The organism is Planotetraspora mira (assembly GCF_016863275.1).
Lineage (GTDB): Bacteria > Actinomycetota > Actinomycetes > Streptosporangiales > Streptosporangiaceae > Planotetraspora > Planotetraspora mira.
This window is the reverse complement of record NZ_BOOO01000015.1, coordinates 154,346-179,488: the sequence shown is the minus strand read 5'-3', so window position 1 is coordinate 179,488 and position 25,143 is coordinate 154,346. Positions and strand designations below refer to the sequence as shown.

Genomic DNA, 25,143 nt, shown 5'->3' with positions numbered 1-25,143 from the left:
TCGAGCGGAGCGAGACCGATGAACGCAGTCGTGGCGGATATCACCTATCGGGCGATGCTGGGGCGCAAGCGCATCTGGCTGCTCGCACTGCTGCCGGCGGCGCTGATCGGCATGGCGGCGCTGCTGAGACTGATCGGCGGTCCCGACGAGCACACGGCCGTGATCCTCATGGAGAAGTTCTCCATCGGGACGATGTTGCCGCTCCTCGGGCTCATCGCGGGCACCGGAGTGATCGCCCCGGAGATCGAGGACGGCACGATCATCCATCTGCTGGCCAAGCCGATCTCGCGGCCAGTGATCGCCCTGACGAAGTTCGTCGTGGCGGCCTCACTGGTGGCGGTGTTCGGGGCGCTGAGCACCTTCGTGGCGGCGTTCCTGCTGATCCGCGACGAGTCGGGGGTGGCCTACGGCTTCTCGCTGGGCGCCCTGCTCGGCGGAGTGGCCTACGCGGCGGTCTTCATGCTCGTGGGCGTGCTCACCCGGCACGCGGTGACCGTGGGCGTCATCTACGCGCTCGTGTGGGAAGGCCTGGTCGGCGGCTACGTGCCCGGCGCCCGGACGTTCTCCATCCAGCAGTGGGCCACGTCGATCGCCGACCAGATCTCCTCCTCGCCGTTCCTCACCTCGGACGTCTCACTCGGCTTCGCCATCTCAGCGATGGTCGTCGTGACGGTGGGCTCGCTCGTGTGGGCCGGTCAGCGGCTGCGGTCGTTGTCTCTCACCGGCGACGAGTGACCTTCTCGACTCCTCGCCACTCGACAGCAGACCGCCTCAAGCAGAAAGGCACGGTTCACGCCCTTGGGCATGAGCCGTGCCTTTCCTTTCAACGCTCGTTCAGGCGCAGACCGTACGGACGACGTCCGCCAGGTAGTGGGCCACGGACGAGGCCTGGTCATGCGACTCCGCCTCGACCATGACGCGGATCATCGGCTCGGTCCCGCTCGGCCGGATCAGCACCCGGCCGCTGTCGCCGAGATCGGCCTCCGCCTTGGCGACGGCCGCCAGAAGCTCCGGCGCGGACGCCTTCGCCTTGGTGACGTCGCGGACGTTGACCAGCACCTGAGGGAGCTTGGTCATCGCGGACGCCAAGTCCGCCAGCGAACGCTTCGACCGCGCCACCTCGGCCATCAGGTGCAACGAGGTGAGGAGACCGTCGCCGGTCGTTGCGTGATCCAGCATGATCACGTGACCGGACTGCTCCCCGCCGAAGTTGTACCCGTGCTCCTTCATCGCCTCCAGGACGTAGCGGTCGCCCACGGCGGTCTCCACCATGTTCAGCCCGGCGTTCCGAATAGCGATCTTGAATCCGAGGTTGGACATCACGGTCGCGACCACGGTGTCCTCGGCCAGGCGGCCGTCGGCGTGCATGGCCAGCGCGAGGATCGTCATGATCTGGTCGCCGTCGACCTCGTCGCCGTCGGCGGTCACCGCGAGGCAACGATCGGCGTCACCGTCATAGGCGACCCCGAGGTCGGCGCCACGCTCGGCGACGGCCTCCTTGAGAGGTCCGAGGTGCGTCGACCCGACGCCTTCGTTGATGTTGAGACCGTCCGGGTTGGCGCCGATGGTCTCCACGACCGCGCCCGAGCGCAGCAACGCCTCGGGAGCGACCATGTGCGCCGCGCCGTGTGCGCAGTCGACGACCACGCGGAGCCCGTCCAGACGGTGGGGCAGGGTGGCCAACAGGTGCGAGACGTATCGATCCGCCTCGCCGTACGCCTCCCGGACTCGGCCCACGGACGGGCCTACCGGGCGGTCCCACTTCTCCCCGAGCCGCTGCTCGATCTCGTTCTCCACCGCGTCGGGCAGCTTGTACCCGCCACGAGTGAAGAACTTGACCCCGTTGTCGGGGGCCGGATTGTGGGACGCGGAGAGCATGACCCCGAGGTCAGCCCCCAGTGCGGATGTGAGATACGCGACCGCCGGGGTGGGCAGCACGCCGAGCCGAAGCACATCCACGCCTGACGACGCGAGGCCGGCGACCACGGACGCCTCAAGGAATTCCCCTGAGGCCCGAGGGTCCCGGCCTACGACGGCGATCGGGCGGCCACGCCGCCCGACGCTGGCGTGGAACGCCCCGGCATCGCCGAGGACATGAGCGGCGGCCACGGACAAGTCCATGGCCAGTTCCGCGGTGAGGTCGCGACCCGCGACCCCACGTACCCCGTCGGTGCCGAAGAGGCGCCCCAACTTAACGCTTGCTGTACTGCGGAGCCTTACGGGCCTTCTTCAGACCGTACTTCTTGCGCTCCGTGGCGCGGGCGTCACGGGTGAGGAAGCCGGCCTTCTTCAGCGGCGGGCGGTTCTCGGCGTCCAGGATGGCGAGCGCGCGGGACAGGCCCATGCGCAGCGCACCGGCCTGGCCGGTCACGCCACCGCCGTCGATGCGGGCGATGATGTCGAACTGGTCCTCAGCGCCGAGCACGACGAACGGCTCGTTCACGATCTGCTGGTGGACCTTGTTCGGGAAGTAGGTGTCCAGCGAGCGGCCGTTGATCGTCCACTTGCCGGTGCCCGGCACGATGCGGACACGGGCGATGGCCTCCTTGCGGCGGCCGGTGCCGTACGAGTTGCCCGTGGTGACGGGCTTGCGCACGGGGGCGTCGCTCTGGGGCGCGGACTCACTGGTGTACTCGGACGGGAACTCCTCCGGGGAGAAGTCTTCCAGCTCGCCCTCGACGAGCGTCTCGGTACCGGTGGGCTCAGCCACGGTTCTCCTCTTACTTTCCTGGCTCGACGTTTACTGGGCGATCTGGGTGATCTCGAAGGTCACCGGCTTCTGGGCCTGGTGCGGGTGCTCGGTTCCGGCGTAGACCTTGAGCTTCTTCGCCATCTTCCGGCCGAGAGCGTTCTTGGGCAGCATGCCCCTGACCGCCTTCTCCACGGCCCGGTCCGGCCGCTTCTCCATGAGCTCGCCGTAGGTGACGGCGCGCAGACCGCCGGGGTACCCCGAGTGGCGGTATGCCTTCTTCTGCTCGAGCTTGTTGCCGGTCAGGGCGATCTTGTCCGCGTTGATGACGATGACGAAGTCACCCGTGTCGACATGCGGGGCGAAGATCGGCTTGTGCTTACCGCGAAGCAGAGTGGCGACGTGGCTGGCCAACCGGCCGAGCACGACGTCGGTGGCGTCGATGACGTACCACTGACGTTCGACGTCGTTGGGCTTCGGTGAGAACGTGCGCACGGCAGTGCCTTCTGTCGGAATGTGAACTCTCGGTAGGTTGCGCAGGCACGGCGACAACCTCCGTCTCCGCATGTACGGGAGAAGACGCCGGACGCGCCGTGCACCGGTCGTCTCGCAGACCGGTCCACACACAACGAACTAGCAGACTAACCGACCTCGTATGGCGTGGTCAAAACGACGCCCGCGCGCCGGCGGGACATCGGGAGATCAGAATGGACATCTGACCCCAAGGTAACATTTGAACGTTCAGCAAATACTTTCCCGTTGTCCTCTTCATCCACATGCCGCGGATCTCTATATTTGACTGCGCTATGTGGCAGACCCCTCACACCCGGCATACCCGGCGGACGTCCCGACGCGGGACTCGCGTGGGGCTGCTCGCGTGCGTGCTGGCGATCCTGCTCCTCGGTGCCGTGGTCAGCAGGCTGACCACGAACGGCGGCGGCGTCGACGAGGTCTACCTGCGCAATTCGCAGCCGTCGCCCAGTGCGGTCGCCGCCAGTCGCAAGGACCGGCCGCCGCTGGAAGCCGTGCGGCCGCAGGCGCCCGCCTCCCGGGCGGCCACCTCGATCACCCGGCCGTCCGCCACGCCGACCACGCCGAGCGCGGGCCCGTCGGACCGGGGGCCGCAGCGCAACCCCGGCTTCACCCGGCCCCCCAGCCGCACCCGAGGCGCCAGGAGCTTCCCCAGCAAGAAGGTCGTCACGCTGGTCAACATCGAGCGGGCCAAAGTGGGATGCGGGCCGCTGCGCGTGGACACCCGTCTCGTCAGGTCCGCCCAGCGCCACTCGCTGGAGATGGCCAAGAGCAACGTCTTCGACCACAACTCCCCCGACGGTGAGACCCCCTGGTCGCGCATGGCCAAGGTGGGCTACAAGGACGGCGGCGCGGAGAACATCGCCCGCGGCTACCGGTCGGCGGACGAAGCCGTCCGCGGCTGGATGAACAGCCCGGGGCACAGCCGCAACATGCTCAACTGCCGGCTGGTGGCCACAGGCGTGGGAGTGGCCATCGGACCTGGGGGTCCATGGTGGACAGAGGACTTCGGGTATTCGTGACCCTTCCTCATGTGCTCTGATACCCGGCTAATCTCGGGCGCATGGGTTATCCCGGCGACCAACATCCACATCGCCAGCCGTTGACACCTCCCGACCCGCCGAGCTGGCGGGACGCCCCGCCGCACCAGGCCGAGGAGATCTCCTCGCCCTACGGCGGCCCGCACACTCGGGAGCCCTCGCCCTACGAGACCGGGCAGATCGCCGCACCGTACGGCGCGGCGGGCGGATACCGGCAGGACACCGCGCCGTACGGTGCCGGGGCCGGGCTCCAGCAGGACTCGCCCTTCGGCGCGACGTCGAACGATCACTGGCAGGACACCCCCGGACAGGGCTACGGCTACCCGGGGGCGACCGAATCGTTCGGCGCGGGCCCCGCGGCCCCGCCGCCCGGCCCGCCCCCGCCGCCCGAGCCGAAGTGGGACCCTGACGCGCCGGTGCCCCTGTGGCGTCGGCCGCTCGTGTTCGGCGTCGCGCTGGTCGCCCTGATCGTCGCGCTCTTCGCCGGGCTCTGGGTCGCCGCGAAGAACGACAAGCCGCCGGTCCACAAGCAGGTCGTGCCGACGCCGACGATCGTCGTGCCGTCGGGTCCGGGCGGCAAGTACGGCTATGCCGAGTCCCGGGCCACGGACAAGTCGCCGCTGACCACCAAGGAGCTGTTCGGGAAGAAGAAGATCACCCAGAACAAGCACTCCTACCTGATGACGGTGTGGCGCAAGGAGAAGACGTGCGCCGACGGCATCTCCGGCACGAAGATCACCAAGGCTCTGAAGTCGGGTGGCTGCACCCAGATGATCCGGGCGAGCTTCCGGGACGCCAAGGGCACGATCATCGGCACCGTCGGCGTGGCGAACCTGAAGACCGCGTCCGGCGCGAAGAAGGTGGCGTCGGCGGGCGGCGGCGGAGAGCGCACCGACTACCTCAAGCCGTTGCCGGGCAAGGACTCGGTCACCAAGAACCTCGGCGCCGGTGAGGCGTATGCCGGAGGCTGGACTCACGGCCACTACACCGTCCTGTTGTGGTTCCAGTTCAAGGACGGACACAAGCCGAGCAAGACCGGGTTGAAGCAGCTCTACCAGGCAGCCGTGGACATCACCGATGCGACGGTTTTCCCTGCCCTCGAAACCCGTTCGCTCACCGGAGGACATGCCTGACAGGCCTGGTCACCAGTGCGTTCATAAGGTGATCTTCTCGGACGAACGGCCGCCGAGGTCCCCGCGGAAACGCCCATAGCGACACGGCGATCTCGTCCACGCCGATACGCTTCCGGCTATGCGTGGCCAGGATTCCGGTTCCGAGCACGAAAACGATATGGCATGGACTCGCCGTTCGGCGGACGCCCAGAACTCGGCGGCAGCGGCTACGCCACCGCCGAGCTTCGGCCGATCGCCCGCCGGGGAGGAGAGCGCGTGGACCCCGGAGGAGGAGCCGGCCTACAGCTGGTTCTCGCCTCCGCAGACGGAGGTCCATGACGCCGAGGTCTCCGATCGTCTCGAGGACACCAATCAGTTCAGGGCCATCAAGCCGTCCGACTCGTTCCCGCCGTTCCAGGCCCCCGGCACGCCGTTGCCGGCCTCCCACCAGGCCGACCCGGAGAGCACGATCGACGCGACCGGCGGAGATGGCGCGCTCGGCGGAAATGGCAGGGCCGGCGGGGATGGCGCGCTCGGCGGGGATGGCAGGGCCGCCGCGGAGAGTGCGAGCGGCAGGCAGAGTGCGACCGGCGCGGAGAGTGCGCCCGCGCCGGAGAACACGCCGCTCTTCGGCGAGCCCGGACGTCACGCGCTGAGCCGCCCGTCCGGACAGGGTGCCTTCGCTCCCCAGCCCGAGGAGCCTCCCCGGCCGGTTGAGCGCCCATGGCCGGGCGGCATCGCCGTACAGCCGGAGCCTGTCCGTGAGCCCGACGCCGCCGGGCAGTTCTTCGCCACCCAAGAAGAGCCCCTCACCGCCCAGGACGCCTACAGGGGCGGGCACGGCGCCGAGACGCCCAGTGGGGATCCGCATGCTCCGTCGGCCGAGCCGGGCGGTCACGCCGCCTGGCCCCCGCCGTGGACACCGCCGCCGAACCTGGAGGATCGCTCCCGTCCGTGGAGCCCCGATCCCGGTGTGAGCCCGGCGGGCGACGCGCCTTTCCGGGACGGCTCCTGGCCCGCCCGGCATGCCGCCTGGCCGGCTCCCGAGGCGGAGACCTACGGGACCTCCCAGCCGGACCCGGCCCTCGAGGCGTACAGCCCCGCCCCTTCCGACCAGCCGGATCCCGCCGCCGAGACGTACACCCCCCCTCAGGGGTACGTCCCTTCCGGGACCTACAGTCCCCCTCCGGCGTACGAGCCTTCCGGGACCTACAGCCCCGCTCAGGGGTACGAGCCTCCCGATCCCCTCGACCCGCTCGGGCCCGCCGGGCGCACCGGCGGCGTGCCCGCTCAGGGCGTCCCCATCTCGAGGGCTCCCGTCTTCGGGGCCCCGGTCTACGACACTCCCCTGCACGACGTGCCGAGTCACGACACCCCGAGTCACGACATCCCTGTCGACGACACCCGGTTCGGCGACATCGCCACCGGCGAGGGCCCCGGGGAGACCGCCGCGGGCGCCGCCGATCCCACGCGTACCGATGTTTCCACCCGGCCCGCCGAGCCCGGGGACGTCCCCGTCTGGCCTCCGCGGCTCACCGACGACGAGGCCCCGGCCGCTGAGGGCAGGCACCTCCACCACGAGGCTCCGCCCGTCGAGCACGAGACCGCGGCCATCGAGGTGGCCGACGCCAGAGCCATATGGCCTCTGGGCACGTCCGCACATCACGACAGCGTCTCCCCGATCGCTTCTCAGACCGGTCTGCACGAACCGCTTCCCGGCACCGCCTTCCCCGGTGACGCCGTTTTCGGCGACTCCCCCACAGGGCCGGCCGCCATGCGTGACGAGGCCCCCTCCGGTGCTCTCGATCAGTGGGGTTCCGGTGAAGGCGCCTCGGCCACACGATCGCTCTGGCCGCGCCCCGAGAACGACCCGTCCGATCCCGGCAGGGCCACCGACGAGGCGATCGCGCAGGCGATCACGCCGACGGCCGGTTTCCCGCCGCCGGAGACGGGAATCCACGCGCTGCCGATCGAGGAACCCTCGGGCTCGCAACCGCCTCAGTCACCGTCCCCCTACATGACTCCTGGACAGATGCCCCCCGCTCCAACACCGCAGAACCCGGCCTCGGCCCCCACGACCCCCTTCGCCTTCACACCGGTGACGCCGCCCAAGGCCGCCACGAAGGCTCTGCCGTCCGGATTCGACTCGCTGGGGTCCCCGCCTGATTCCGACTTCGAAGGGCCGGCCACCGCCCCGCAACCCAAGGTCCCCGTTCTGCCGGGGCCGCCGCCGGACCTCCCCCCGGTCTCCCAGGACGACCGGGGCAGGCCGGCCACCGGCATGGCCAAGAGGGTGCTGCTCAGCGCGTGTGGAGCCGTCGTCATCGGCGTCATCGGCGCCGCCGCGTTCTACGCCTACACGGGGCAGTCGACCACCGGCGCGACCACCGCGGCGACCACCGCGGCGCCTTCGACGGCCGGCACTCCGGACGTGGAGGAGGCGCCCGCTCCGAAGCCCACGGCGGCCACGATCTTGGACTCGCAGAAGACCGATCCCCGGAGCATGTCGCTGGCGGAGGCGTTCCCCGAGTCTCGGGTGTCGGTCGCAGGGCGCACGTTCAAGCGGGTCAAGATCGGCAGCAACAGCACCTGCAGCCTGGCGGCCACCGGCACGTTCGCGGCCGCCCTCCAGCAGCAGAAGTGCAACCGGGTGCTCCGGGCGACCTACGTGGACGCCAAGAAGCTGTACGCGGTCACCACCGGGATCGCCGTCCTGCCCACCAAGCAGGCCGCGCTGGCGGTCGACCGGAGCAAGAACCTCGGCACCAACCAGTGGTTCCGGGGCCTCGACGGCACCGCGGAGACGGCGACCGACCGGGTGACGATCTCCGGGGGGTACGCCGCCGGGATGGTCTGGGGGCGCTACATCGTCTTCAGCTACGCCACCTACGCCGACGGCCACACGCCTGAGGCCAAGGACAAGAGCCTCGGCCCGGTGAGCGCCGCCTTCCGCGACCACACCGCCGAAGTGCTCACCAAGCGCATCACGCATTGAGCGTTCGGACCCGGCGCGTCGAGGCGGCGCGCCGGGCCAGTTCCTCGGCGGCCGGATAGCGGACCTCTTCCAGCGTCAGGCCGTGCGCGGGCGCGACGTGCACGCCGGAGTCCCTGATCGTGGCGGCCAGCACGTGACCAGGCCACTCGGCGGGCCGCCTTCCCTCACCGACCGCCAGGACAGAGCCCACGAGGGCCCGCACCATGGAGTGGCAGAAGGCGTCGGCGACGACCGTGGCACGGATGATCCCGTCCTCACCCCTCGCCCAGTCGAGGCGTTGGAGTTCGCGAATCGTCGTCGCCCCCTCCCGGCTCTTGCAGAACGCCGCGAAATCATGCTCGCCGAGCAGCGCGGCGGATGCGGCGTTGAGCAGATCGACGTCGAGCGGCCGGTTGTGCCAGACGACCTCTCGCCGCCTCAGGGGGTCCACCCCGCCGGGCGCGTCGGAAAGGCGGTACACGTACCGGCGAGACAGGGCAGAGAAACGGGCATCGAAGCCCTCAGGAGCCACGCAGACGGCCTTTACCCTGACATCCAGCGGCAGGACACCCGATAGCCGCCTGATGAGCGCAGAGAGCCACTGAGCGCCCTTATCCTCCCAATCTTCCTCCGTACCCCCGGCGGACGTCCCTCGGCGGGCCGAGGAGTCCAGGACCGCGAGCGACGAGATCGCCAGATCGACATGGGCCACCTGGCCACGGGCGTGGACCCCGGCGTCTGTACGGCCGGCCACGGTCAGCGCCGGAGCGGACGCCAGCCGGAGGACGCGGCCGAGCGCCTCCTCAAGCTCTCCCTGAACAGTCCGCCTGCCGGGCTGACGCGCCCAGCCGGAGAACTCGGTCCCGTCATAGGACAGGTCCATCCGCAGCCGAACGAGCCGATCCACGTCATCCTTCCCGTACGGCCAGGCCGTGCCGGCCACGCCGTATCCGTGTCGACAGAACTCAGCCTGCCGCATCACTGCCGTATCACTGCCGCATCAAACGAGAAAGCGGGCCCGGCACTCCCGCGAGGGAAGGCCGGACCCGCTCTCAAAAGCCTGGAATCAGGCCTCGTCCTTCTTGGCGCCGTCCGCCTCGGCGGTCTCCGGCTCCGAGGTGGCCTCGGCGCTCTCCGGAGTGGCGTCGGTCTCGGGAGCCTCGACCTCGTCGGCCTTGGGCTCGGGAGCCGGCGCGGCGGCAGGCGTGGTCCGCGAGACGGTGACCGGGCTGAGCTGCTCGGTGACCAACTCGATGACCGCCATGGGAGCGTTGTCCCCCTTGCGCGGCCCGATCTTCGTGATCCGGGTGTAACCACCGGGACGCTCGGCGAACGTCGGCGCGATCTCGGTGAAGAGGTGGTGCAGAACGCTCTTGTCGCGAACGACGGTCAGCACCTGGCGACGGTTGTGGATGTCGCCCTTCTTCGCCTTGGTGATCAGCTTCTCCGCCAGCGGCCGAAGGCGCTTGGCCTTGGCCTCGGTGGTGCGGATCCGGCCGTGCTGGAACAGCTGGGTGGCGAGGTTCGCCAGGATCAGCCGCTCGTGCGCCGGGCTGCCGCCCAGGCGCGCGCCCTTGGTGGGCTTGGGCATGTGATGCTCCTCATGGATAACCCGCCCCGGCCGTGTCAGGTACCGGGGTCGGGCCGACCGGCGGGCCGGTCGTCACTGTCAGGGCCTTGCAGTACCGATCAGTACTGCTCGGTCTCGATGAAACCGCCGTCCTCGTCGTCGTACCCTCCGCCGGCGACCGCTGTGGGGTCGAATCCGGGCGGGGAGTCCTTCAGAGCGAGGCCCATCTCGTGCAGCTTCTGCTTGACCTCTTCGATCGACTTGGCGCCGAAGTTGCGGATGTCGAGCAGGTCCTGCTCACTGCGGGCGACGAGCTCACCCACGGTGTGGATGCCCTCACGCTTGAGGCAGTTGTAGGAGCGGACCGTGAGGTTGAGCTCCTCGATCGGCAGCGCCAGATCGGCGGCCAGGGCCGCGTCCGTCGGCGACGGGCCGATGTCGATGCCCTCGGCCTCGACGTTGAGCTCGCGGGCCAGGCCGAAGAGCTCGACGAGGGTCTTGCCCGCCGAGGCCACCGCGTCGCGGGGCTTCATGGAGGGCTTGGTCTCGACGTCGAGGATCAGGCGGTCGAAGTCCGTGCGCTGCTCGACACGGGTGGCCTCGACCTTGTACGTGACCTTCAGGACCGGGGAGTAGATCGAGTCGATCGGAATCCGGCCGATCTCCTGTCCCGGCTGCTTGTTCTGCGCCGCGGAGACGTAGCCGCGGCCACGCTCGACGGTCAGCTCCATCTCGAGCTTCGCCTTGCCGTTCAGCGTGGCGATGTGCAGGTCGGGGTTGTGGACCTCGACGCCCGCCGGGGGCGCGATGTCCGCGGCCGTGACCTCACCCGGGCCCTGCTTGCGCAGGTACATCACCACGGGCTCGTCGTGCTCGGAGGAGACGACCAGCGCCTTGAGGTTGAGGATGATGTCGGTGACGTCTTCCTTGACCCCGGGCACGGTCGTGAACTCGTGCAGCACGCCCTCGATGCGGATGCTGGTGACCGCCGCCCCCGGAATGGAGGACAGCAGCGTGCGCCGCACGGAATTGCCGATGGTGTAACCGAAGCCCGGCTCCAGCGGCTCGATGACGAACCTGGACCGATGCTCCTCGAGCGACTCCTCCTGGAGGCTCGGGCGCTGGGCGATCAGCATGTGTTACTCCTGAATCCGGGACAGGCCCGCGTCGCTCCGGGTCTACTGCCCCTCTGGGTACGGCGGCGCCCGCTATTTGACGCCACTCGCTAACAACCATGATGCCGCACGACTCGCCAAGAGCGAGCCGTGCGGCGTCATCGTCTGATCGAGACCGCTCCTACTTGGAGTAGAGCTCGACGATGAGCTGTTCCTGGACCAGCGTGTCGATCTGCTGGCGGACCGGGAGCTGGTGCACGAGGACGCGCATGCTGTCCGGCACGACGCCGAGCCACGCCGGGACCGTCTTGTCCCCGGCGGTGGCGCGGGCCACCTCGTACGGAAGCAGGTTGCGCGACTTCTCGCGGACCTCGACGATGTCGTGCTCACGGACGCGGTACGACGGGATGTCGACCTTCTTCCCGTTCACCAGGATGTGTCCGTGACGCACCTGCTGACGGGCCGCGTCACGCGACTCGGCGAAGCCGGCGCGGTAGACCACGTTGTCGAGACGGCTCTCCAGGATCTGGAGGAGGTTCTCGCCGGTCTTGCCCGACTTGCGGTTGGCTTCCTCGTAGTAGTTCCGGAACTGCTTCTCGAGGATGCCGTAGATGCGGCGGGTCTTCTGCTTCTCACGAAGCTGGAGCTGGTACTCCGACTCCTTGGGACGGCCGCGGCCGTGCTCACCCGGCGGGTAAGGACGGATCTCGATGGGGCACTTCGCGGACTCGCACTTCTTGCCCTTGAGGAAGAGCTTGGTCTTCTCTCGCCGGCACAGCTTGCAGTCCGCACCCGTGTAACGAGCCATTTTCTCTGTATCTCCTGGACTCAGACGCGACGGCGCTTAGGCGGACGGCAGCCGTTGTGCGGGACCGGGGTCACGTCCTGAATGGACCCGACCTCGAGGCCGGTCGCCTGGAGCGAACGGATCGCGGTCTCACGACCGGAACCGGGGCCCTTGACGAACACGTCGACCTTCCGCATGCCGTGCTCCATGGCGCGGCGGGCGGCGTTCTCGGCGGCCATCTGAGCGGCGAACGGGGTGGACTTACGAGAGCCCTTGAACCCGACATGGCCGGCGCTGGCCCAGGAGATCACATTCCCGTTCGGGTCGGTGATCGAAACGATCGTGTTGTTGAACGTGCTCTTGATGTGGGCGTGCCCATGAGCGACGTTCTTCTTTTCCTTACGGCGCACCTTCTTGGGCGCGCCCTGGCGGCTCTTCGGCGGCATTTAAGCGCTGTCTCCTGAAATGTGGCTGCTAGGACTACTTCTTGCCCGGCTTCTTCTTGCCGGCCACGGTCTTCTTCTTGCCCTTGCGGGTGCGCGCGTTCGTCTGCGTCCGCTGACCGTGGACAGGCAGCCCCTTGCGGTGCCGGATGCCCTGGTAGCAACCGATCTCGATCTTGCGCCGGATGTCGGCCTGAACCTCGCGGCGGAGGTCACCCTCGATCTTGTAGTTCGCCTCGATGAAGTCACGCATCGGGACCAACTCAGCGTCGCTGAGCTGGTGGACGCGCAGGTCAGGGCTTACGCCCGTGGCCTCAAGGATCTCGTGGGCGCGGGTGCGGCCGATTCCGAAAATGTAGGTGAGAGCGATCTCCAGCCGCTTTTCGCGGGGGAGGTCGACGCCAACCAGGCGAGCCATGGTCGGGCATTCTCCTTTTTTGTGGCGGAGGTCCTGCGCACCACTGCCCCTCCCCATGCCCGGGGTGAGGGCCCCGGCCTCCGACCGGGGGTCTCCCGCGCGGTACGGCTTCCACAGGGAAGCCGCCTACGCGGGTGTGGTACGCGATTACTGTTCCGGCTTCATCCGTCTCACGACGTCCGTACCGGAGGCCCTCGCATGATCGAGTCCGCTATGAGAGCGGACTCTGTGCGGGGCCGGCTGCGACTAGCCCTGACGCTGCTTGTGGCGCAGGTTGTCGCAGATCACCATGACGCGACCGTGCCGGCGGATCACCTTGCACTTGTCACAGATCTTCTTGACGCTCGGCTTGACCTTCATAGTCCTTATTCGTTCCGCGTACGGCCCGCCTCCTGGACGGAGGATGGCCTACTTGTACCGATAGACGATCCGCCCACGACTGAGGTCGTAGGGGCTGAGTTCGACGACAACCCTGTCGTCGGGAAGGATTCGGATGTAGTGCATCCGCATCCGCCCACTGATGTGAGCAAGGACCTTATGGCCGTTGTCGAGTTGCACCCGGAACATCGCGTTCGGGAGCGACTCAACCACAGTGCCCTCAATCTCGATGGCGCCGTCTTTCTTGGCCATGGCCCTCGCGTTTCAGTGATCGGTCGTCTGAGGTTTTCCGGAACACTAAGCAGCCGCGACCTTCACACCATTCGGGAGAGCGCGGTCGGCCAAGACCGCCCATGCGCAAAAGGTCATAGTGAACCGACAAAGTAGTGTACGACAGCCCACCCCTAAAAGCGAAACGGAAGCGGGGTGTCCCGACACAACCAGCTCAAAGAGTACCCCAGATTCCGATCGCGCCCGCTGTCGTCGAAATGATCGCGCCCACCCGTTCCGGCACCGCCGATATGCCGGTCCGGGCGGGCGCGACTCGATCATCGCGCGACGCGGCACAGCCCAGCCGTGTCACGTCGCGCGATAAAGATCACGTACCCGTCGGGAAACCGGCCGACGGTGGCCGATCGGCAAAGACTGCGTCTAACCCCGGAGCCGCCACAACGGGCCGAAATCCCCGGGCCTCAGCGGCGGCGGTCTCTGCGGCGGTCCCTGCGCCGCTCCCGTCCGTAGCCCGGGCCGGTGCCGAAGATGGTGTTCGTCAGAAGGCCGATGCCCCAGATGCCCGTCACCCACAGTGGCCACGGATACATCAGCTCGCCGGAGCCGATGGACGACACGAGCCAGATCGTCCAGAGGACGGCGCTCGTGCCGAACCAGCCCGCCCAGGCGGCCCTGAGGGCCCCGTTCCCGCGCTTCGCCGGCTGATCGGCGGGCGGGGTGACCACGGCAGGCATCGCGTGCAGGTCGATCTCGGGCAGATCGGAGGTGAGCTTCGCCAGCTCGCCGTAGGTGCGACTCTGGTAGACGCCCTCGAGCCGCTCGTTGAACTCGTCGACGGTGAGCCTGCCCTCCGCGACATGCTCGCGCAGGGCCGCGGCCACCCGCTCCCGGTCGCCGTCAGAGGCCCGCATCTCCGGGGTTGCCGCCATCACCATCTCCTGTTTAGCCGCGCAATACCCACATTATGGGCCACCGATGGCCCCGGCATGCCGTACGGATCAGGTGGTGTCGGCCTGGTCGGCGAGAAGGTCCTTGACGCGGGACTCGCCCCCGTCGAGCGCCGTGAGCACCAGCGGCCCGTTCTCCGTCACCGCGACGCTGTGCTCGAAGTGCGCGGACGGCTTGCCGTCCACCGAGACGACCGTCCACTCGTCGTCGAGCACCTTCGTGCGCTCGGTGCCGATGTTCACCATGGGCTCCACGGCGAAGCACATGCCCACCTCGAAACGCGGCCCGCGGCCGGGCCGGCCGTGGTTGGCCACCCAGGGGTCCATGTGCATCTCGGTGCCGATGCCGTGCCCGCCGTACTCCGGGGGGATGCCGTAGCGGCCCTGAGAGCGCACGTACCGCTCGACGCGGAACCCGATGTCCGACAGGTGGCCGCCGACCGTGAGCGCCGAGATCCCGCGCCACATGGCCTCCTCGGTGACCCGCATCAGCTCGGTGAGCTTCGGGTCGACCTCCCCCACCGGAACGGTGATCGCGGAGTCTCCGTGCCAGCCCTCCAGGATCGCCCCGCAGTCGAGGGAGATGATGTCGCCCTCCCGCAGTTTGCGGCGGTCGCTGGGGATGCCGTGAACGACCTCGTCGTTGACGGAGGCGCAGATCGTCGCCGGGAACCCCTGGTAGCCCTTGAACGACGGGATGGCGCCCTCGCCCCGGATGGCCTCCTCGGCGATGGCGTCGAGTTCGAGGGGGGTGACTCCCGGCTGGACCGACGATCGCAGCAACTCGAGTGTCCTGCCGACGACCAGGCCCGCCGCGCGCATCTTGTCGAGCTGTTCGGGCGACTTGATCTGAATCCCGTGCTTATTCTTCTTGAACACTTGTGCACCCCCTTTCGGGATTGTCCCATAAATGACTGAACGCCACCCCAAGGATAGGGATGGCGTCCATTGCCACGGTAACGGATCAGTCGGCGAACCGCCGGAGCGCGGACATCGCGCGCTGGGTGACCTCTTCGACCGGCCCGGTCGCGTCCACCCCGACGAGGATCCCCTCGTCGGCGTAGAACGAGATCAGCGGCGAGGTCTGCTCCTGGTAGACCTCCAGGCGGTGCCTGATCGTCTCCTCGCGGTCGTCGTCACGCTGGAACAACTCCCCCTTGCACGCGTCACAGACGCCGGGGACGGCGGGCGGGTCGAAGTCGACGTGCCACACCTTGCCGCACGAACGGCAGGTACGCCGTCCTGCCAGCCGGCGGACGACCTCCTCGTCGTCGACGACCAGTTCCAGGACGAGATCGAGACCGGTGCCGAACTCGGCCAGCATCTTCTTCAGGATCTCCGCCTGCGGCACGTTCCGGGGAAAGCCGTCGAGCAGGAAGCCCTCCTGCGCGTCGTCCTCGGCCAGCCGGTCGCGGACCATGGCGACGGTGACCTCGTCGGGGACGAGGTCACCTCGATCCATGTATCCCTTGGCGAGCTTGCCGAGTTCCGTGCCGCCGGAGACGTTGGCACGGAAGATGTCGCCTGTCGAGATTTTCGGGATCGACAGACGCGATGCGATGAACTGGGCCTGCGTCCCCTTGCCCGCTCCGGGGGGCCCTACCAGGACGACGCGCACTATCTCAGGAAGCCCTCGTAGTTACGCTGCTGAAGCTGGCTCTCGATCTGCTTGACCGTGTCCAGACCAACACCCACCATGATCAGAATACTGGTCCCTCCGAACGGGAAGTTCTGGCTGGCACCGGCCACCGCGAGCGCGATGATCGGGATGAGCGAGATGACACCCAGATACGGAGCGCCCGCGGCCGTGAGCCTGTTGAGCACGAAACTGAGGTACTCAGCGGTCGGCCGGCCCGGACGGATGCCCGGGATGAACCCACCGTACTTCTTCATGTTGTCGGCGACATCAACGGGGTTGAAGATGATGGACACGTAGAAGTAGGTGAAGAAGATGATGAGGAGGAAGAACGTGGCCATGTAGACCGGGTGGTCGCCCCTCACCAGGTTCTGCGCGAGCCATTCGATGATCGCGTTGGGCTGCTGGCTGTTGCCGAAGATCGTGACGAGCAACTGCGGCAGGTAGAGCAGAGAGGACGCGAAAATCACCGGGATGATGCTGGCCTGGTTGACCTTCAGCGGGATGTAGGTCGAGGTCCCGCCGTACATCCGGCGGCCGACCATGCGCTTGGCGTACTGCACCGGGATCCGGCGCTGCGCCTGCTCGATGAAGACCACCACGGCGATCATCACGACACCGACGACCATCACCACGACGAACTTGAACGGGCTGAGCCGGTAGATGTTCAGCAGTTCGGCCGGGAAGACGGCGATGACCTGAGTGAAGATCAGGATGGACATGCCGTTGCCCACGCCGCGGTCGGTCACGAGCTCGCCCAGCCACATGATCACGGCGGTGCCCGCCGTCATCGTGACCACCATCGTGACGATGGTGAAGACGTCCTGGTTGAGCAGGATCGCCTCGCGGCAACTGGGGAACAGCTGACCACTGCGGGCGAGCGCGACGAACGCGGTCGACTGCAGGACGCCCAGGCCGATGGTGAGGTAACGCGTGTACTGCGTGATCTTCGCGTTGCCCGCCTGGCCCTCCTTCTTCAGGGCCTCGAGCCGCGGGATGACCACGGTCAGCAGCTGCAGGATGATGCTCGCGGTGATGTACGGCATGATGCCGAGCGCGAACACCGACAGCTTCAGCAGCGCACCGCCGCTGAACAGCTGCACCATGCCATAGATGTTGTTGGAGTCGCCCGCCTGCGCCTGGTCCAGGCACAACCGGACATTGGTGGCGTTGACGCCGGGAGTAGGAAGCACCGAGCCAAGCCGGAAAAGCGCGATGATGCCCAAAGTGAAGAGCAACTTCTTGCGCAGGTCAGGCGTCCGGAATGCCCGGGTAATCGCGGTTAGCACGGTCCCTCCTGCGCGCCAGAGACGCGGTAACGGTCGGCGATGGCCGGGGGACGTCCATCGACATGTCTTGTTGCCAGTGAGCCGGGCGGGACGCAAAACGAGCCCACTGCCCAGCGAACTCTAACGCACTACGGGCGCGGAGGCTCATAACGAACCTCCGCGCCTCGTACAGCATCAGCCTAAAGCTCGGAAACCGAGCCTCCGGCAGCGGCGATCTTCTCCTTGGCGCTGGCGGAGAAGGCGTGCGCCTGCACGTTCAACGCCACGGAGATGTCACCGGTTCCCAGCACCTTGACGAGCTGGTTCTTGCGAACCGCACCCTTGACGACCATGTCGTCGACGGTGACGTGGCCGCCGTCCGGGAAGAGTTCACCGAGCCTGTCCAGGTTGACGACCTGGTAGGTCGTCTTGAACAGGGCGTTGGAGAAGCCCTTCAGCTTGGGCAGCCGCCGCTGAAGCGGAATCTGGCCACCCTCGAAGCCGAGCGGGACGTTCGTACGGGACTTGGTGCCCTTGGTACCACGGCCGGCGGTCTTGCCCTTGGACGCCTCGCCACGACCCTTACGGATCTTGGCCTTGTTGGCACCGGGGGCCGGACGGAGGTCGTGGATCTTGAGCGGAGCGTTCTCAGTCATGACTAGTCCACCTCTTCGACCTCGACGAGGTGCGTCACCACGGCGACCATGCCCCGGATTTCCGGGCGGTCCTCCTTGACGACGACATCGCCGATTCGCTTCAGGCCCAGCGAGCGAAGCGAGTCACGCTGGTTCTGCTTGCCACCGATCTTCGACCGGAGCTGAGTGATCTTCAGCCGAGCCATCGGCTAGCTCACCGCCTTTGCGGCGGCGGCCTCAGCGAGGCCCTCCGCACGCGCCCTGAGCATCGCCTTGGGGGCGACGTCCTCGATCGGCAGGCCACGGCGGGCGGCGATCTCCTCGGGCCTGCTGAGGCCCTTCAGAGCCGCCACGGTGGCGTGCACGATGTTGATCGGGTTGTCCGAACCGAGCGACTTGGACAGCACGTCGTGGATTCCGGCGCACTCCAGGACCGCGCGCACCGGGCCACCCGCGATGACACCGGTACCGGGCGAGGCCGGACGCAGCAGGACGACGCCTGCGGCGTCCTCGCCCTGCACGGTGTGCGGGATGGTGCCCTGGATGCGCGGCACCTTGAAGAAGTGCTTCTTGGCCTCCTCGACGCCCTTGGCGATCGCCGCGGGCACCTCCTTGGCCTTGCCGTAGCCGACCCCGACGAGGCCGTTGCCGTCGCCGACGATGACCAGCGCGGTGAAGCTGAAGCGCCGACCACCCTTGACGACCTTGGCGACTCGGTTGATCTTTACGACGCGCTCGATGTACGAGACGCCCTTGTCTGCGGCGCCGCCGCGGCGATCGTCACGACGGTCCCGCCGCTCGCCACCGCCGCTTGCGCCGCGACGCGGAGCTGCAGCCATCAGTGGTTCCTCTTCTCATTGCTCATGGGACGGGCCGACATCAGAACTCCAGCCCGCCTTCCCGGGCGCTGTCCGCGAGAGCGGCCAACCGGCCCGCGTAGCGGTTGCCACCACGGTCGAACACGACAGCGGTGATCCCGGCGGTCTTGGCCCGCTGAGCGAGAAGCTCGCCGACCTTCTTCGCCTTCTCCGTCTTGTCACCCTCGGCGCCGCGCAGGGCGGCGTCCATCGTGGACACGCTCACCAGCGTGTGCCCCTTGGTGTCATCGACGATCTGCACGAACAGGTGCCGCGTGGATCGGTTGACGACCAGACGCGGGCGCTGCTCCGTACCGAAGACGTTCTTGCGGACTCGGTGGTGTCGGCGGGCCCGCGAGACAGCGCGGGCGGCCGTGTGCTTGCCGAACGCAGTCTTGCCAGCCATGCCTACTTACCAGCCTTTCCGACCTTGCGGCGGACAACTTCGCCTTGGTAACGCACACCCTTGCCCTTGTACGGGTCGGGCTTGCGCAACTTCCTGATGTTCGCGGCGACCTCGCCGACCTTCTGCTTGTCGATGCCGTCCACGTGGAACAACGTGGGCCGCTCGACGCGGAAGGTCACGCCCTCGGGCGCGTCGACGATCACCGGGTGGCTGAAGCCCAGAGCGAACTCCAGCTGCGTCGGGCCCTTCGCCTGGACGCGGTAACCGACACCGACGATCTCCAGGGACTTCGTGTAGCCCTGCGTCACGCCCGACACCATGTTGGCGATCAGAGTGCGCGACAGACCGTGCAGCGCACGGACCTTGTTCTCGTCGTTGGGGCGGCTGACGGCGATGGTGCCGTCCTCAGCCCGCTCGACCTCGATGGGCTCGGCCACCGTGTGGCTGAGTATGCCCTTGGGCCCCTTGACCTGGACGTCCCGACCACTGATGGTGACGTCGACACCTGCCGGTACGGGGATGGGCAGCCGTCCGATTCTCGACATGCTGTGGTTCCTCCCCTCTTACCAGACGTAGGCGAGGACTTCCCCGCCCACTCCACGCTTGCCGGCCTGCTTGTCCGTCATCAGGCCGCCGGACGTCGAGATGATCGCGACGCCCAGTCCACCCAGGACGCGGGGCAGGTTGTCCTTCTTTGCATAAACCCGCAGGCCGGGCTTGGAAACCCGCCGCAGGCCCGCGAGCGAACGCTCACGGGTGGGGCCGAACTTCAGCTCCACCACGAGGTTCTTACCGACCTTGGCGTCTTCGACGCTCCAGGTCTGGATGTAACCCTCCTGCTGGAGGATCTCGGCGATGTGCGCCTTGATCTTCGAGTAAGGCATGGTGACGGTGTCGTGATAGGCCGAGTTCGCGTTACGCAGACGCGTCAGCATGTCTGCGATCGGGTCGGTCATCGTCATGGCCGGTGGCCTTCCTCACCGCGGTTTCCATCGAGTGGACCTACGGTGCGGTCATGGGCGCCGGCGGTGCCGGCGCCCGGTTGATATGACTTCTGATGCGGCGGGTGACCCCGGGCGGGGTCTACCAGCTCGACTTGGTGATGCCGGGCAGCTCGCCGCGGTGCGCCATCTCGCGGAAGCACACGCGGCAGAGCCCGAACTTGCGGTAGACAGCGCGCGGACGGCCGCAGCGCGAGCACCGAGTGTACGCCCGGACCTCGAACTTCTGCTTGCGCGCTGCCTTGACCTTGAGCGACGTCTTCGCCATGATCAGGCCTCCTTGAAGGGGAATCCGAGGTGCTTCAGCAGCGCCCGCCCCTGCTCGTCGTTCTTCGCGGTGGTCACGACCGTGATGTCCATGCCCCGCTGCCGGTCGACCTTGTCCTGGTCGACCTCGTGGAACATGACCTGCTCGGTGAGTCCGAAGGTGTAGTTGCCGTTCCCGTCGAACTGCTTCGGCGACAGACCGCGGAAGTCACGGATACGCGGAAGCGCCAGCGACAGCAACCGGTCGAGGAACTCCCACATGCGGTCCCCGCGCAGCGTCACGTGGGCGCCGATCGGCATGCCCTCACGGAGCTTGAACTGCGCGATGGACTTGCGGGCACGGGCGACGGCCGGCTTCTGACCGGTGATCGCGGTGAGGTCGCGGACGGCGCCCTCGATGAGCTTCGAGTCGCGGGCGGCCTCGCCGACACCCATGTTCACCTTGATCTTGGTGATCGAGGGAACCAGCATGATGTTCTCGATGCCGAACTCCTCGCGCAGCTTCGCGATGATCTCCTCGCGGTAACGCTGCTTGAGGCGCGGAAGCGTGCGCTCTTCACTGGTGGCGGTCATCAGTTGTCCTCACCCGTCTCGTCGGCCTTCTCGCTCTTCGCGGCGGCCTTCTTCTCGGGCTTTTCCTTGGGCTTCTCGTCATCCTTGAGCTTCTTGACGTTGCTCACGTGGATGGGGGCCTCCATGGTCTGCACGCCGCCTTCCTTGGCGCCGCGCGGACCCTGGTGGGTCTCCTTCGAGTGCTTCTTGACCATGTTCACGCCCTCGACCACCACGCGCTCCTCGCGCGGGAAGGCGGCGATGATCCGGCCCTCGGCACCCTTGTTCTTGCCGGCGATGACCTTGACGAGGTCACCCTTCTTCACATGCAGCTTCGACATTTACAACACCTCCGGGGCGAGCGAGATGATGCGCATGAACTTCTTGTCACGCAGCTCTCGGCCGACCGGGCCGAAGATGCGCGTGCCCCGAGGGTCACCGCTGTCCTTGATGATGACTGCGGCGTTCTCGTCGAAGCGGATGTAGGAGCCGTCGGGGCGGCGGCGCTCCTTCACGGTGCGCACCACGACAGCCTTGACAACGTCGCCTTTTTTCACGCCGCCGCCGGGAATGGCGTCCTTCACCGTCGCAACGATGACATCGCCGATTCCCGCGTAGCGCCGACCCGAGCCACCGAGAACGCGGATGCAGAGAATCTCCTTGGCACCCGTGTTGTCGGCGACCTTGAGCCGCGACTCCTGCTGGATCACGTCAACTCCTGAGTGTCGCGCCGGTTCTCACCTTCCGGTGAGCCTGGCGGAACTGATGTGGTCTTTTTCCCTCGGCGACAGCCTTGCGACCGCCGCCGCTGGCGGACCGGGCCAGGTGGCCCGGACCCTTGGACACCGTCATGGGGGATGGTCACCCATCCCCCACGAGGCGCGTTGTTGTTACTTGGCCTTCTCGAGGATCTCGACGACGCGCCAGCGCTTGCTGGCCGATAGCGGCCGGGTCTCCATCAGGAGGACGCGGTCGCCGACGCCGCACGAGTTCTGCTCGTCGTGGGCCTTGTACTTCGTCGTACGGCGGATGACCTTGCCGTACAGCGGGTGCTTGACACGGTCCTCGACGGCGACGACGACGGTCTTGTCCATCTTGTCGCTGACCACCAGGCCCTCACGGGTCTTGCGGTAGTTCCGCGCCTGCTTCTCGGTTGTCTCAGCTGTCTCAGCCATCGCTCGTCTCCTTCTCGACCGTGACGATTCCGAGCTCACGCTCACGCATCACGGTGTAGATACGGGCGATCTCGCGCCGGACGGCACGCAGCCGCCCGTGGCTCTCCAACTGTCCGGTCGCCGACTGGAAGCGGAGGTTGAACAGCTCCTCCTTGGCTTCCTTCAGCTTCTGGACCAGGACTTCCTGGTCCTCGGGCCGCAGCTCACCGGCGGTCAGGCCCTTAGCCATCACGCCTCACCCACTTCACGCTTCACAAACCGGCACTTCATGGGGAGCTTGTGCATCGCACGGCGCAGGGCCTCACGGGCCACGGGCTCGGCGACACCGGACAGCTCGAACATGACTCGGCCGGGCTTGACATTGGCGATCCACCACTCCGGAGAACCCTTACCGGAACCCATGCGGGTCTCGGCGGGCTTCTTGGTGAGGGGACGGTCCGGGTAGATGTTGATCCACACCTTGCCACCACGGCGGATGTGCCGGGTCATGGCGATACGTGCGGCCTCGATCTGGCGGTTGGTCACGTAGGAGTGCTCAAGCGCCTGAATGCCGAACTCGCCGAAGACGACCCTGGTACCGCCCTTGGCGGCACCGTGACGGTCGGGCCGGTGCTGCTTACGGTGCTTGACCCTGCGAGGGATCAGCATGGTCAGCTCCCTTCGGCACCCGGCTGCTCCGCCGGGCCGGTCTCGGGGGCAGCCTGCGCGGCGGCCTCGGTTCTGGGTGCGCGGTCCGAACGACCGGCCGCCCCGCCACGACGGGGACGGTCGCCGCCGCCGCCACGACGCGGACGGTCGCCGCCGCCCGGGCCGCCGCGACGGTCGTCACGCTCACGACGCTGGCCGGCGCGAGCGCCTGCCGCCGCGACCGCGGCGGCCTCACGCTCGGCGCGGCTCGTCGGGGCCTCGCCCTTGTAGATCCACACCTTCACGCCGATGCGGCCGAACGTGGTGCGGGCCTCGTAGAAGCCGTAGTCGATGTCGGCGCGGAGCGTGTGCAGGGGCACGCGGCCCTCGCGGTAGAACTCCGAGCGCGACATCTCCGCACCGCCGAGGCGGCCGGCGCACTGGACACGGATGCCCTTGGCGCCGCTCTTCATGGCGGACTGCATGGCCTTACGCATGGCCCGGCGGAACGAGACGCGGCTGGACAGCTGCTCGGCCACGCCCTGCGCGACGAGCTGCGCGTCGATCTCGGGGTTCTTCACCTCGAGGATGTTCAGCTGGACCTGCTTCTTGGTCAGCTTCTCCAGGTCGCCGCGGATGCGGTCGGCCTCCGCGCCGCGACGGCCGATGACGATGCCCGGCCGGGCGGTGTGGATGTCGACCTGGACGCGGTCGGTCGTACGCTCGATCTCGACCTTGGAGATGCCGGCCCGCTCCATGCCCTTCTGCAGCATGCGACGGATCGCCACGTCCTCGGCGACGTACGACTTGTAGAGTTTGTCGGCGTACCACCGGCTCTTGAAGTCGGTCGTGATGCCGAGGCGGAACCCGTGCGGGTTAACCTTCTGGCCCACTAGCGGGTCCTTCCCTTCGGCTTCGGCTCGCGGGACTCCACGATCACCGTGATGTGGCTCGTCCGCTTGTTGATCCGGTAGGCGCGGCCCTGAGCACGCGGACGGAACCGCTTGAGCGTCGGACCCTCGTCGACCCACGCGCGGCTCACGACGAGCGTGTCACGGTCGAGCTTGAAGTTGTGCTCAGCGTTCGCAATCGCGCTCGAGAGCACCTTGTAGACGGTCTCGCTCGCCGACTGGGGAGCGAACTGCAGCACGGCCTGCGCCTCCGAAGCGGGCAGCCCGCGAATGAGGTCCACCACACGGCGGGCCTTCCGGGGCGTGTGGCGCGCGAACCGCGCCTGTGCCCTGGCTTCCATCGCTGTCTCCTCTGATGCTTACTTTGAAGGCGCTTACCGCCGGCTGCGGCGGTCTTCCTTGACGTGGCTGCGGAACGTCCGCGTAGGCGCGAACTCTCCGAGCTTGTGACCGATCATCGAGTCGGTGATGAACACCGGGACGTGCTTGCGGCCGTCGTGCACGGCGATCGTGTGACCGATCATGTCCGGCACGATCATGGAGCGCCGCGACCACGTCTTGATGACGTTCTTGGTGCCCTTCTCGTTCTGTACGTCCACCTTCTTCTGAAGGTGATCGTCCACGAAGGGGCCCTTCTTAAGGCTACGTGGCATTTTGGCTGCTCCTACCGCTTCTTCCGCTTACTCCGACGACGGATGATCAGCCGGTCGCTCGGCTTGTTCGCCTGCCGGGTGCGGCCCTCGGGCTTGCCCTTGGGGTTCACCGGGTGACGACCACCGGAGGTCTTGCCCTCACCACCACCGTGCGGGTGGTCGACCGGGTTCATGGCGACACCGCGGACCGTGGGGCGCTTGCCCTTCCAACGGTTGCGGCCGGCCTTACCGAGATTGATGTTGGCCTGCTCGGCGTTGCCCACCTGGCCCACAGAGGCCCGGCAGCGCAGGTCGACCTGGCGCATTTCTCCGGACGGCATACGCAGCGTGGCGTAAGTGCCCTCCTTGGCGAGCAGCTGGATCTGCGCACCGGCGCTACGACCGAGCTTGGCGCCACCACCCGGACGGAGCTCCACCGCGTGGATGAAGGTACCGGTCGGGATGTTGCGCAGCGGCAGGCAGTTGCCCGGCTTGATGTCGGCCCCGGGGCCGTTCTCGATGCGGTCCCCCTGCTTGAGGCCGGCGGGCGCGAGGATGTAGCGCTTCTCGCCGTCGGCGTAGTGCAGCAGCGCGATGCGGGAGGTCCGGTTCGGGTCGTACTCGATGTGAGCGACCTTGGCCGGGATCCCGTCCTTGTCGTGGCGGCGGAAGTCGATGATCCGGTAGGCGCGCTTGTGCCCGCCTCCCTGGTGCCGGGCGGTGACCCGGCCATGAACGTTACGGCCGCCCTTGCTGTGCAGGGGTGCAAGCAGCGACTTCTCCGGGGTGCTGCGCGTGATCTCGGCAAAGTCCGAGACGCTCGCGCCGCGACGACCCGGTGTCGTCGGCTTGTATTTGCGGATGCCCATCTTTTTCGTTCATCCTTCGTCGGTTCATACCGGTAGGGGTCCGCCTCGCGGCGGTCCCCCCGGTGCTGACTT

At 67.6% G+C, this 25,143-nt stretch carries 36 protein-coding genes; 4 read left to right on the top strand and 32 right to left on the bottom strand.

Translation table 11 applies throughout. The features are described 5' to 3' along the window. The first annotated feature begins 18 nt into the window (after positions 1-18). Positions 19-735, top strand: coding sequence for an ABC transporter permease (locus Pmi06nite_RS14390; protein WP_203953467.1), 717 nt, complete (start codon positions 19-21; stop codon positions 733-735). Positions 736-834: 99 nt separating this feature from the next. Here the strand turns inward: Pmi06nite_RS14390 and glmM are convergent, their stop codons facing one another. Genes glmM through rplM form a run of 3 tightly spaced genes read right to left on the bottom strand, consistent with a single transcriptional unit; the run spans position 835 to position 3,184 of the window. Then, positions 835-2,190, bottom strand: a complete 1,356-nt coding sequence (gene glmM / locus Pmi06nite_RS14385) for a phosphoglucosamine mutase (RefSeq protein WP_203953466.1) — start codon at positions 2,188-2,190, stop codon at positions 835-837. 1 nt (position 2,191) lies between these two features. After that, positions 2,192-2,710 (bottom strand): 30S ribosomal protein S9, encoded by a 519-nt coding sequence (rpsI, locus tag Pmi06nite_RS14380; protein WP_203953465.1) that lies wholly within the window; start codon positions 2,708-2,710, stop codon positions 2,192-2,194. A 30-nt stretch (positions 2,711-2,740) separates the two neighbouring features. Beyond that, complete coding sequence (gene rplM / locus Pmi06nite_RS14375; RefSeq protein WP_203953464.1) at positions 2,741-3,184, bottom strand: 50S ribosomal protein L13; 444 nt, start codon at positions 3,182-3,184, stop codon at positions 2,741-2,743. 368 nt (positions 3,185-3,552) lie between these two features. Between rplM and Pmi06nite_RS14370 the strand changes: the two genes are divergently transcribed. From Pmi06nite_RS14370 to Pmi06nite_RS14360, 3 genes are all read left to right on the top strand, one after another. Next, entirely contained in the window at positions 3,553-4,242 is a 690-nt protein-coding gene (locus tag Pmi06nite_RS14370; protein ID WP_203953463.1) for a CAP domain-containing protein, read from the top strand. Between the two features lie 80 nt (positions 4,243-4,322). Further along, entirely contained in the window at positions 4,323-5,393 is a 1,071-nt protein-coding gene (locus Pmi06nite_RS14365) for a hypothetical protein (RefSeq protein ID WP_203953462.1), read from the top strand. Between the two features lie 157 nt (positions 5,394-5,550). After that, positions 5,551-8,367, top strand: coding sequence for a hypothetical protein (locus Pmi06nite_RS14360; RefSeq protein WP_203953461.1), 2,817 nt, complete (start codon positions 5,551-5,553; stop codon positions 8,365-8,367). Here the strand turns inward: Pmi06nite_RS14360 and truA are convergent. From truA to rplB, 29 genes are all read right to left on the bottom strand, one after another. After that, positions 8,357-9,253, bottom strand: a complete 897-nt coding sequence (gene truA / locus Pmi06nite_RS14355) for a tRNA pseudouridine(38-40) synthase TruA (RefSeq protein ID WP_239113894.1) — start codon at positions 9,251-9,253, stop codon at positions 8,357-8,359. The genes Pmi06nite_RS14360 and truA overlap by 11 nt on opposite strands. A gap of 159 nt (positions 9,254-9,412) precedes the next feature. Further along, entirely contained in the window at positions 9,413-9,937 is a 525-nt protein-coding gene (gene rplQ / locus Pmi06nite_RS14350) for a 50S ribosomal protein L17 (protein WP_203953459.1), read from the bottom strand. A 98-nt stretch (positions 9,938-10,035) separates the two neighbouring features. Beyond that, on the bottom strand, positions 10,036-11,052 hold the full coding sequence (locus Pmi06nite_RS14345) for a DNA-directed RNA polymerase subunit alpha (RefSeq protein ID WP_203885769.1): 1,017 nt from the start codon (positions 11,050-11,052) through the stop codon (positions 10,036-10,038). 160 nt (positions 11,053-11,212) lie between these two features. After that, positions 11,213-11,839 (bottom strand): 30S ribosomal protein S4, encoded by a 627-nt coding sequence (rpsD, locus tag Pmi06nite_RS14340; protein ID WP_203953458.1) that lies wholly within the window; start codon positions 11,837-11,839, stop codon positions 11,213-11,215. Between the two features lie 20 nt (positions 11,840-11,859). After that, positions 11,860-12,264, bottom strand: coding sequence for a 30S ribosomal protein S11 (rpsK, locus tag Pmi06nite_RS14335; RefSeq protein ID WP_020542285.1), 405 nt, complete (start codon positions 12,262-12,264; stop codon positions 11,860-11,862). A gap of 34 nt (positions 12,265-12,298) precedes the next feature. Beyond that, positions 12,299-12,679, bottom strand: a complete 381-nt coding sequence (gene rpsM, locus Pmi06nite_RS14330) for a 30S ribosomal protein S13 (protein WP_203953457.1) — start codon at positions 12,677-12,679, stop codon at positions 12,299-12,301. A 246-nt stretch (positions 12,680-12,925) separates the two neighbouring features. After that, positions 12,926-13,039, bottom strand: a complete 114-nt coding sequence (gene rpmJ, locus Pmi06nite_RS14325; protein WP_003956441.1) for a 50S ribosomal protein L36 — start codon at positions 13,037-13,039, stop codon at positions 12,926-12,928. Between the two features lie 48 nt (positions 13,040-13,087). Next, positions 13,088-13,309: a translation initiation factor IF-1 gene (gene infA, locus Pmi06nite_RS14320; RefSeq protein ID WP_012887858.1), complete on the bottom strand. Its 222-nt coding sequence runs from the start codon at positions 13,307-13,309 to the stop codon at positions 13,088-13,090. Positions 13,310-13,749: 440 nt separating this feature from the next. Beyond that, a complete protein-coding gene (locus Pmi06nite_RS14315; RefSeq protein WP_203953456.1) occupies positions 13,750-14,217 on the bottom strand; it encodes a DUF1707 domain-containing protein in 468 nt (155 codons plus the stop codon). 69 nt (positions 14,218-14,286) lie between these two features. Then, complete coding sequence (gene map / locus Pmi06nite_RS14310) at positions 14,287-15,114, bottom strand: type I methionyl aminopeptidase (RefSeq protein WP_203953455.1); 828 nt, start codon at positions 15,112-15,114, stop codon at positions 14,287-14,289. Positions 15,115-15,199: 85 nt separating this feature from the next. Continuing rightward, positions 15,200-15,853: an adenylate kinase gene (locus Pmi06nite_RS14305; RefSeq protein WP_203953454.1), complete on the bottom strand. Its 654-nt coding sequence runs from the start codon at positions 15,851-15,853 to the stop codon at positions 15,200-15,202. After that, complete coding sequence (gene secY, locus Pmi06nite_RS14300; protein ID WP_203953453.1) at positions 15,853-17,160, bottom strand: preprotein translocase subunit SecY; 1,308 nt, start codon at positions 17,158-17,160, stop codon at positions 15,853-15,855. Before secY ends, Pmi06nite_RS14305 begins: the two co-directional genes overlap by 1 nt. Positions 17,161-17,339: 179 nt before the next feature. Then, entirely contained in the window at positions 17,340-17,795 is a 456-nt protein-coding gene (rplO, locus tag Pmi06nite_RS14295) for a 50S ribosomal protein L15 (protein WP_203953452.1), read from the bottom strand. A gap of 2 nt (positions 17,796-17,797) precedes the next feature. Beyond that, positions 17,798-17,980, bottom strand: coding sequence for a 50S ribosomal protein L30 (rpmD, locus tag Pmi06nite_RS14290; RefSeq protein ID WP_203953451.1), 183 nt, complete (start codon positions 17,978-17,980; stop codon positions 17,798-17,800). 3 nt (positions 17,981-17,983) lie between these two features. Then, positions 17,984-18,613, bottom strand: a complete 630-nt coding sequence (gene rpsE / locus Pmi06nite_RS14285; protein WP_203953450.1) for a 30S ribosomal protein S5 — start codon at positions 18,611-18,613, stop codon at positions 17,984-17,986. Positions 18,614-18,653: 40 nt separating this feature from the next. Further along, positions 18,654-19,037 (bottom strand): 50S ribosomal protein L18, encoded by a 384-nt coding sequence (gene rplR / locus Pmi06nite_RS14280; protein WP_203953449.1) that lies wholly within the window; start codon positions 19,035-19,037, stop codon positions 18,654-18,656. 2 nt (positions 19,038-19,039) lie between these two features. After that, complete coding sequence (rplF, locus tag Pmi06nite_RS14275; RefSeq protein ID WP_203953448.1) at positions 19,040-19,582, bottom strand: 50S ribosomal protein L6; 543 nt, start codon at positions 19,580-19,582, stop codon at positions 19,040-19,042. An 18-nt stretch (positions 19,583-19,600) separates the two neighbouring features. Next, the gene (rpsH, locus tag Pmi06nite_RS14270; RefSeq protein ID WP_203953447.1) at positions 19,601-19,999 is read right to left on the bottom strand and encodes a 30S ribosomal protein S8; all 399 of its coding nucleotides are present in this window, start codon (positions 19,997-19,999) and stop codon (positions 19,601-19,603) included. Between the two features lie 121 nt (positions 20,000-20,120). Next, entirely contained in the window at positions 20,121-20,306 is a 186-nt protein-coding gene (locus Pmi06nite_RS14265) for a type Z 30S ribosomal protein S14 (protein ID WP_030451489.1), read from the bottom strand. A gap of 2 nt (positions 20,307-20,308) precedes the next feature. After that, positions 20,309-20,878, bottom strand: a complete 570-nt coding sequence (gene rplE / locus Pmi06nite_RS14260; protein ID WP_203953446.1) for a 50S ribosomal protein L5 — start codon at positions 20,876-20,878, stop codon at positions 20,309-20,311. Then, on the bottom strand, positions 20,878-21,198 hold the full coding sequence (rplX, locus tag Pmi06nite_RS14255; protein ID WP_444544149.1) for a 50S ribosomal protein L24: 321 nt from the start codon (positions 21,196-21,198) through the stop codon (positions 20,878-20,880). Before rplX ends, rplE begins: the two co-directional genes overlap by 1 nt. Continuing rightward, complete coding sequence (gene rplN, locus Pmi06nite_RS14250) at positions 21,199-21,567, bottom strand: 50S ribosomal protein L14 (RefSeq protein WP_036328509.1); 369 nt, start codon at positions 21,565-21,567, stop codon at positions 21,199-21,201. 180 nt (positions 21,568-21,747) lie between these two features. Continuing rightward, on the bottom strand, positions 21,748-22,032 hold the full coding sequence (gene rpsQ / locus Pmi06nite_RS14245; RefSeq protein WP_203953445.1) for a 30S ribosomal protein S17: 285 nt from the start codon (positions 22,030-22,032) through the stop codon (positions 21,748-21,750). Beyond that, positions 22,025-22,261 carry a 50S ribosomal protein L29 gene (gene rpmC, locus Pmi06nite_RS14240; RefSeq protein WP_203885784.1) on the bottom strand — a complete coding sequence of 79 codons (237 nt, stop codon included), beginning with the start codon at positions 22,259-22,261 and terminating at the stop codon, positions 22,025-22,027. Before rpmC ends, rpsQ begins: the two co-directional genes overlap by 8 nt. Beyond that, positions 22,261-22,680: a 50S ribosomal protein L16 gene (gene rplP / locus Pmi06nite_RS14235; RefSeq protein ID WP_203953444.1), complete on the bottom strand. Its 420-nt coding sequence runs from the start codon at positions 22,678-22,680 to the stop codon at positions 22,261-22,263. The genes rpmC and rplP overlap by 1 nt, the downstream gene beginning before the upstream one ends. 2 nt (positions 22,681-22,682) lie before the next feature. Then, positions 22,683-23,552, bottom strand: a complete 870-nt coding sequence (gene rpsC / locus Pmi06nite_RS14230; protein ID WP_203953443.1) for a 30S ribosomal protein S3 — start codon at positions 23,550-23,552, stop codon at positions 22,683-22,685. After that, entirely contained in the window at positions 23,552-23,911 is a 360-nt protein-coding gene (gene rplV, locus Pmi06nite_RS14225; protein ID WP_203943336.1) for a 50S ribosomal protein L22, read from the bottom strand. Before rplV ends, rpsC begins: the two co-directional genes overlap by 1 nt. Before the next feature lie 33 nt (positions 23,912-23,944). Beyond that, positions 23,945-24,223 (bottom strand): 30S ribosomal protein S19, encoded by a 279-nt coding sequence (gene rpsS / locus Pmi06nite_RS14220; protein ID WP_203953442.1) that lies wholly within the window; start codon positions 24,221-24,223, stop codon positions 23,945-23,947. Between the two features lie 11 nt (positions 24,224-24,234). Next, positions 24,235-25,071, bottom strand: coding sequence for a 50S ribosomal protein L2 (gene rplB / locus Pmi06nite_RS14215; RefSeq protein ID WP_203953441.1), 837 nt, complete (start codon positions 25,069-25,071; stop codon positions 24,235-24,237). Positions 25,072-25,143: the final 72 nt, after the last annotated feature.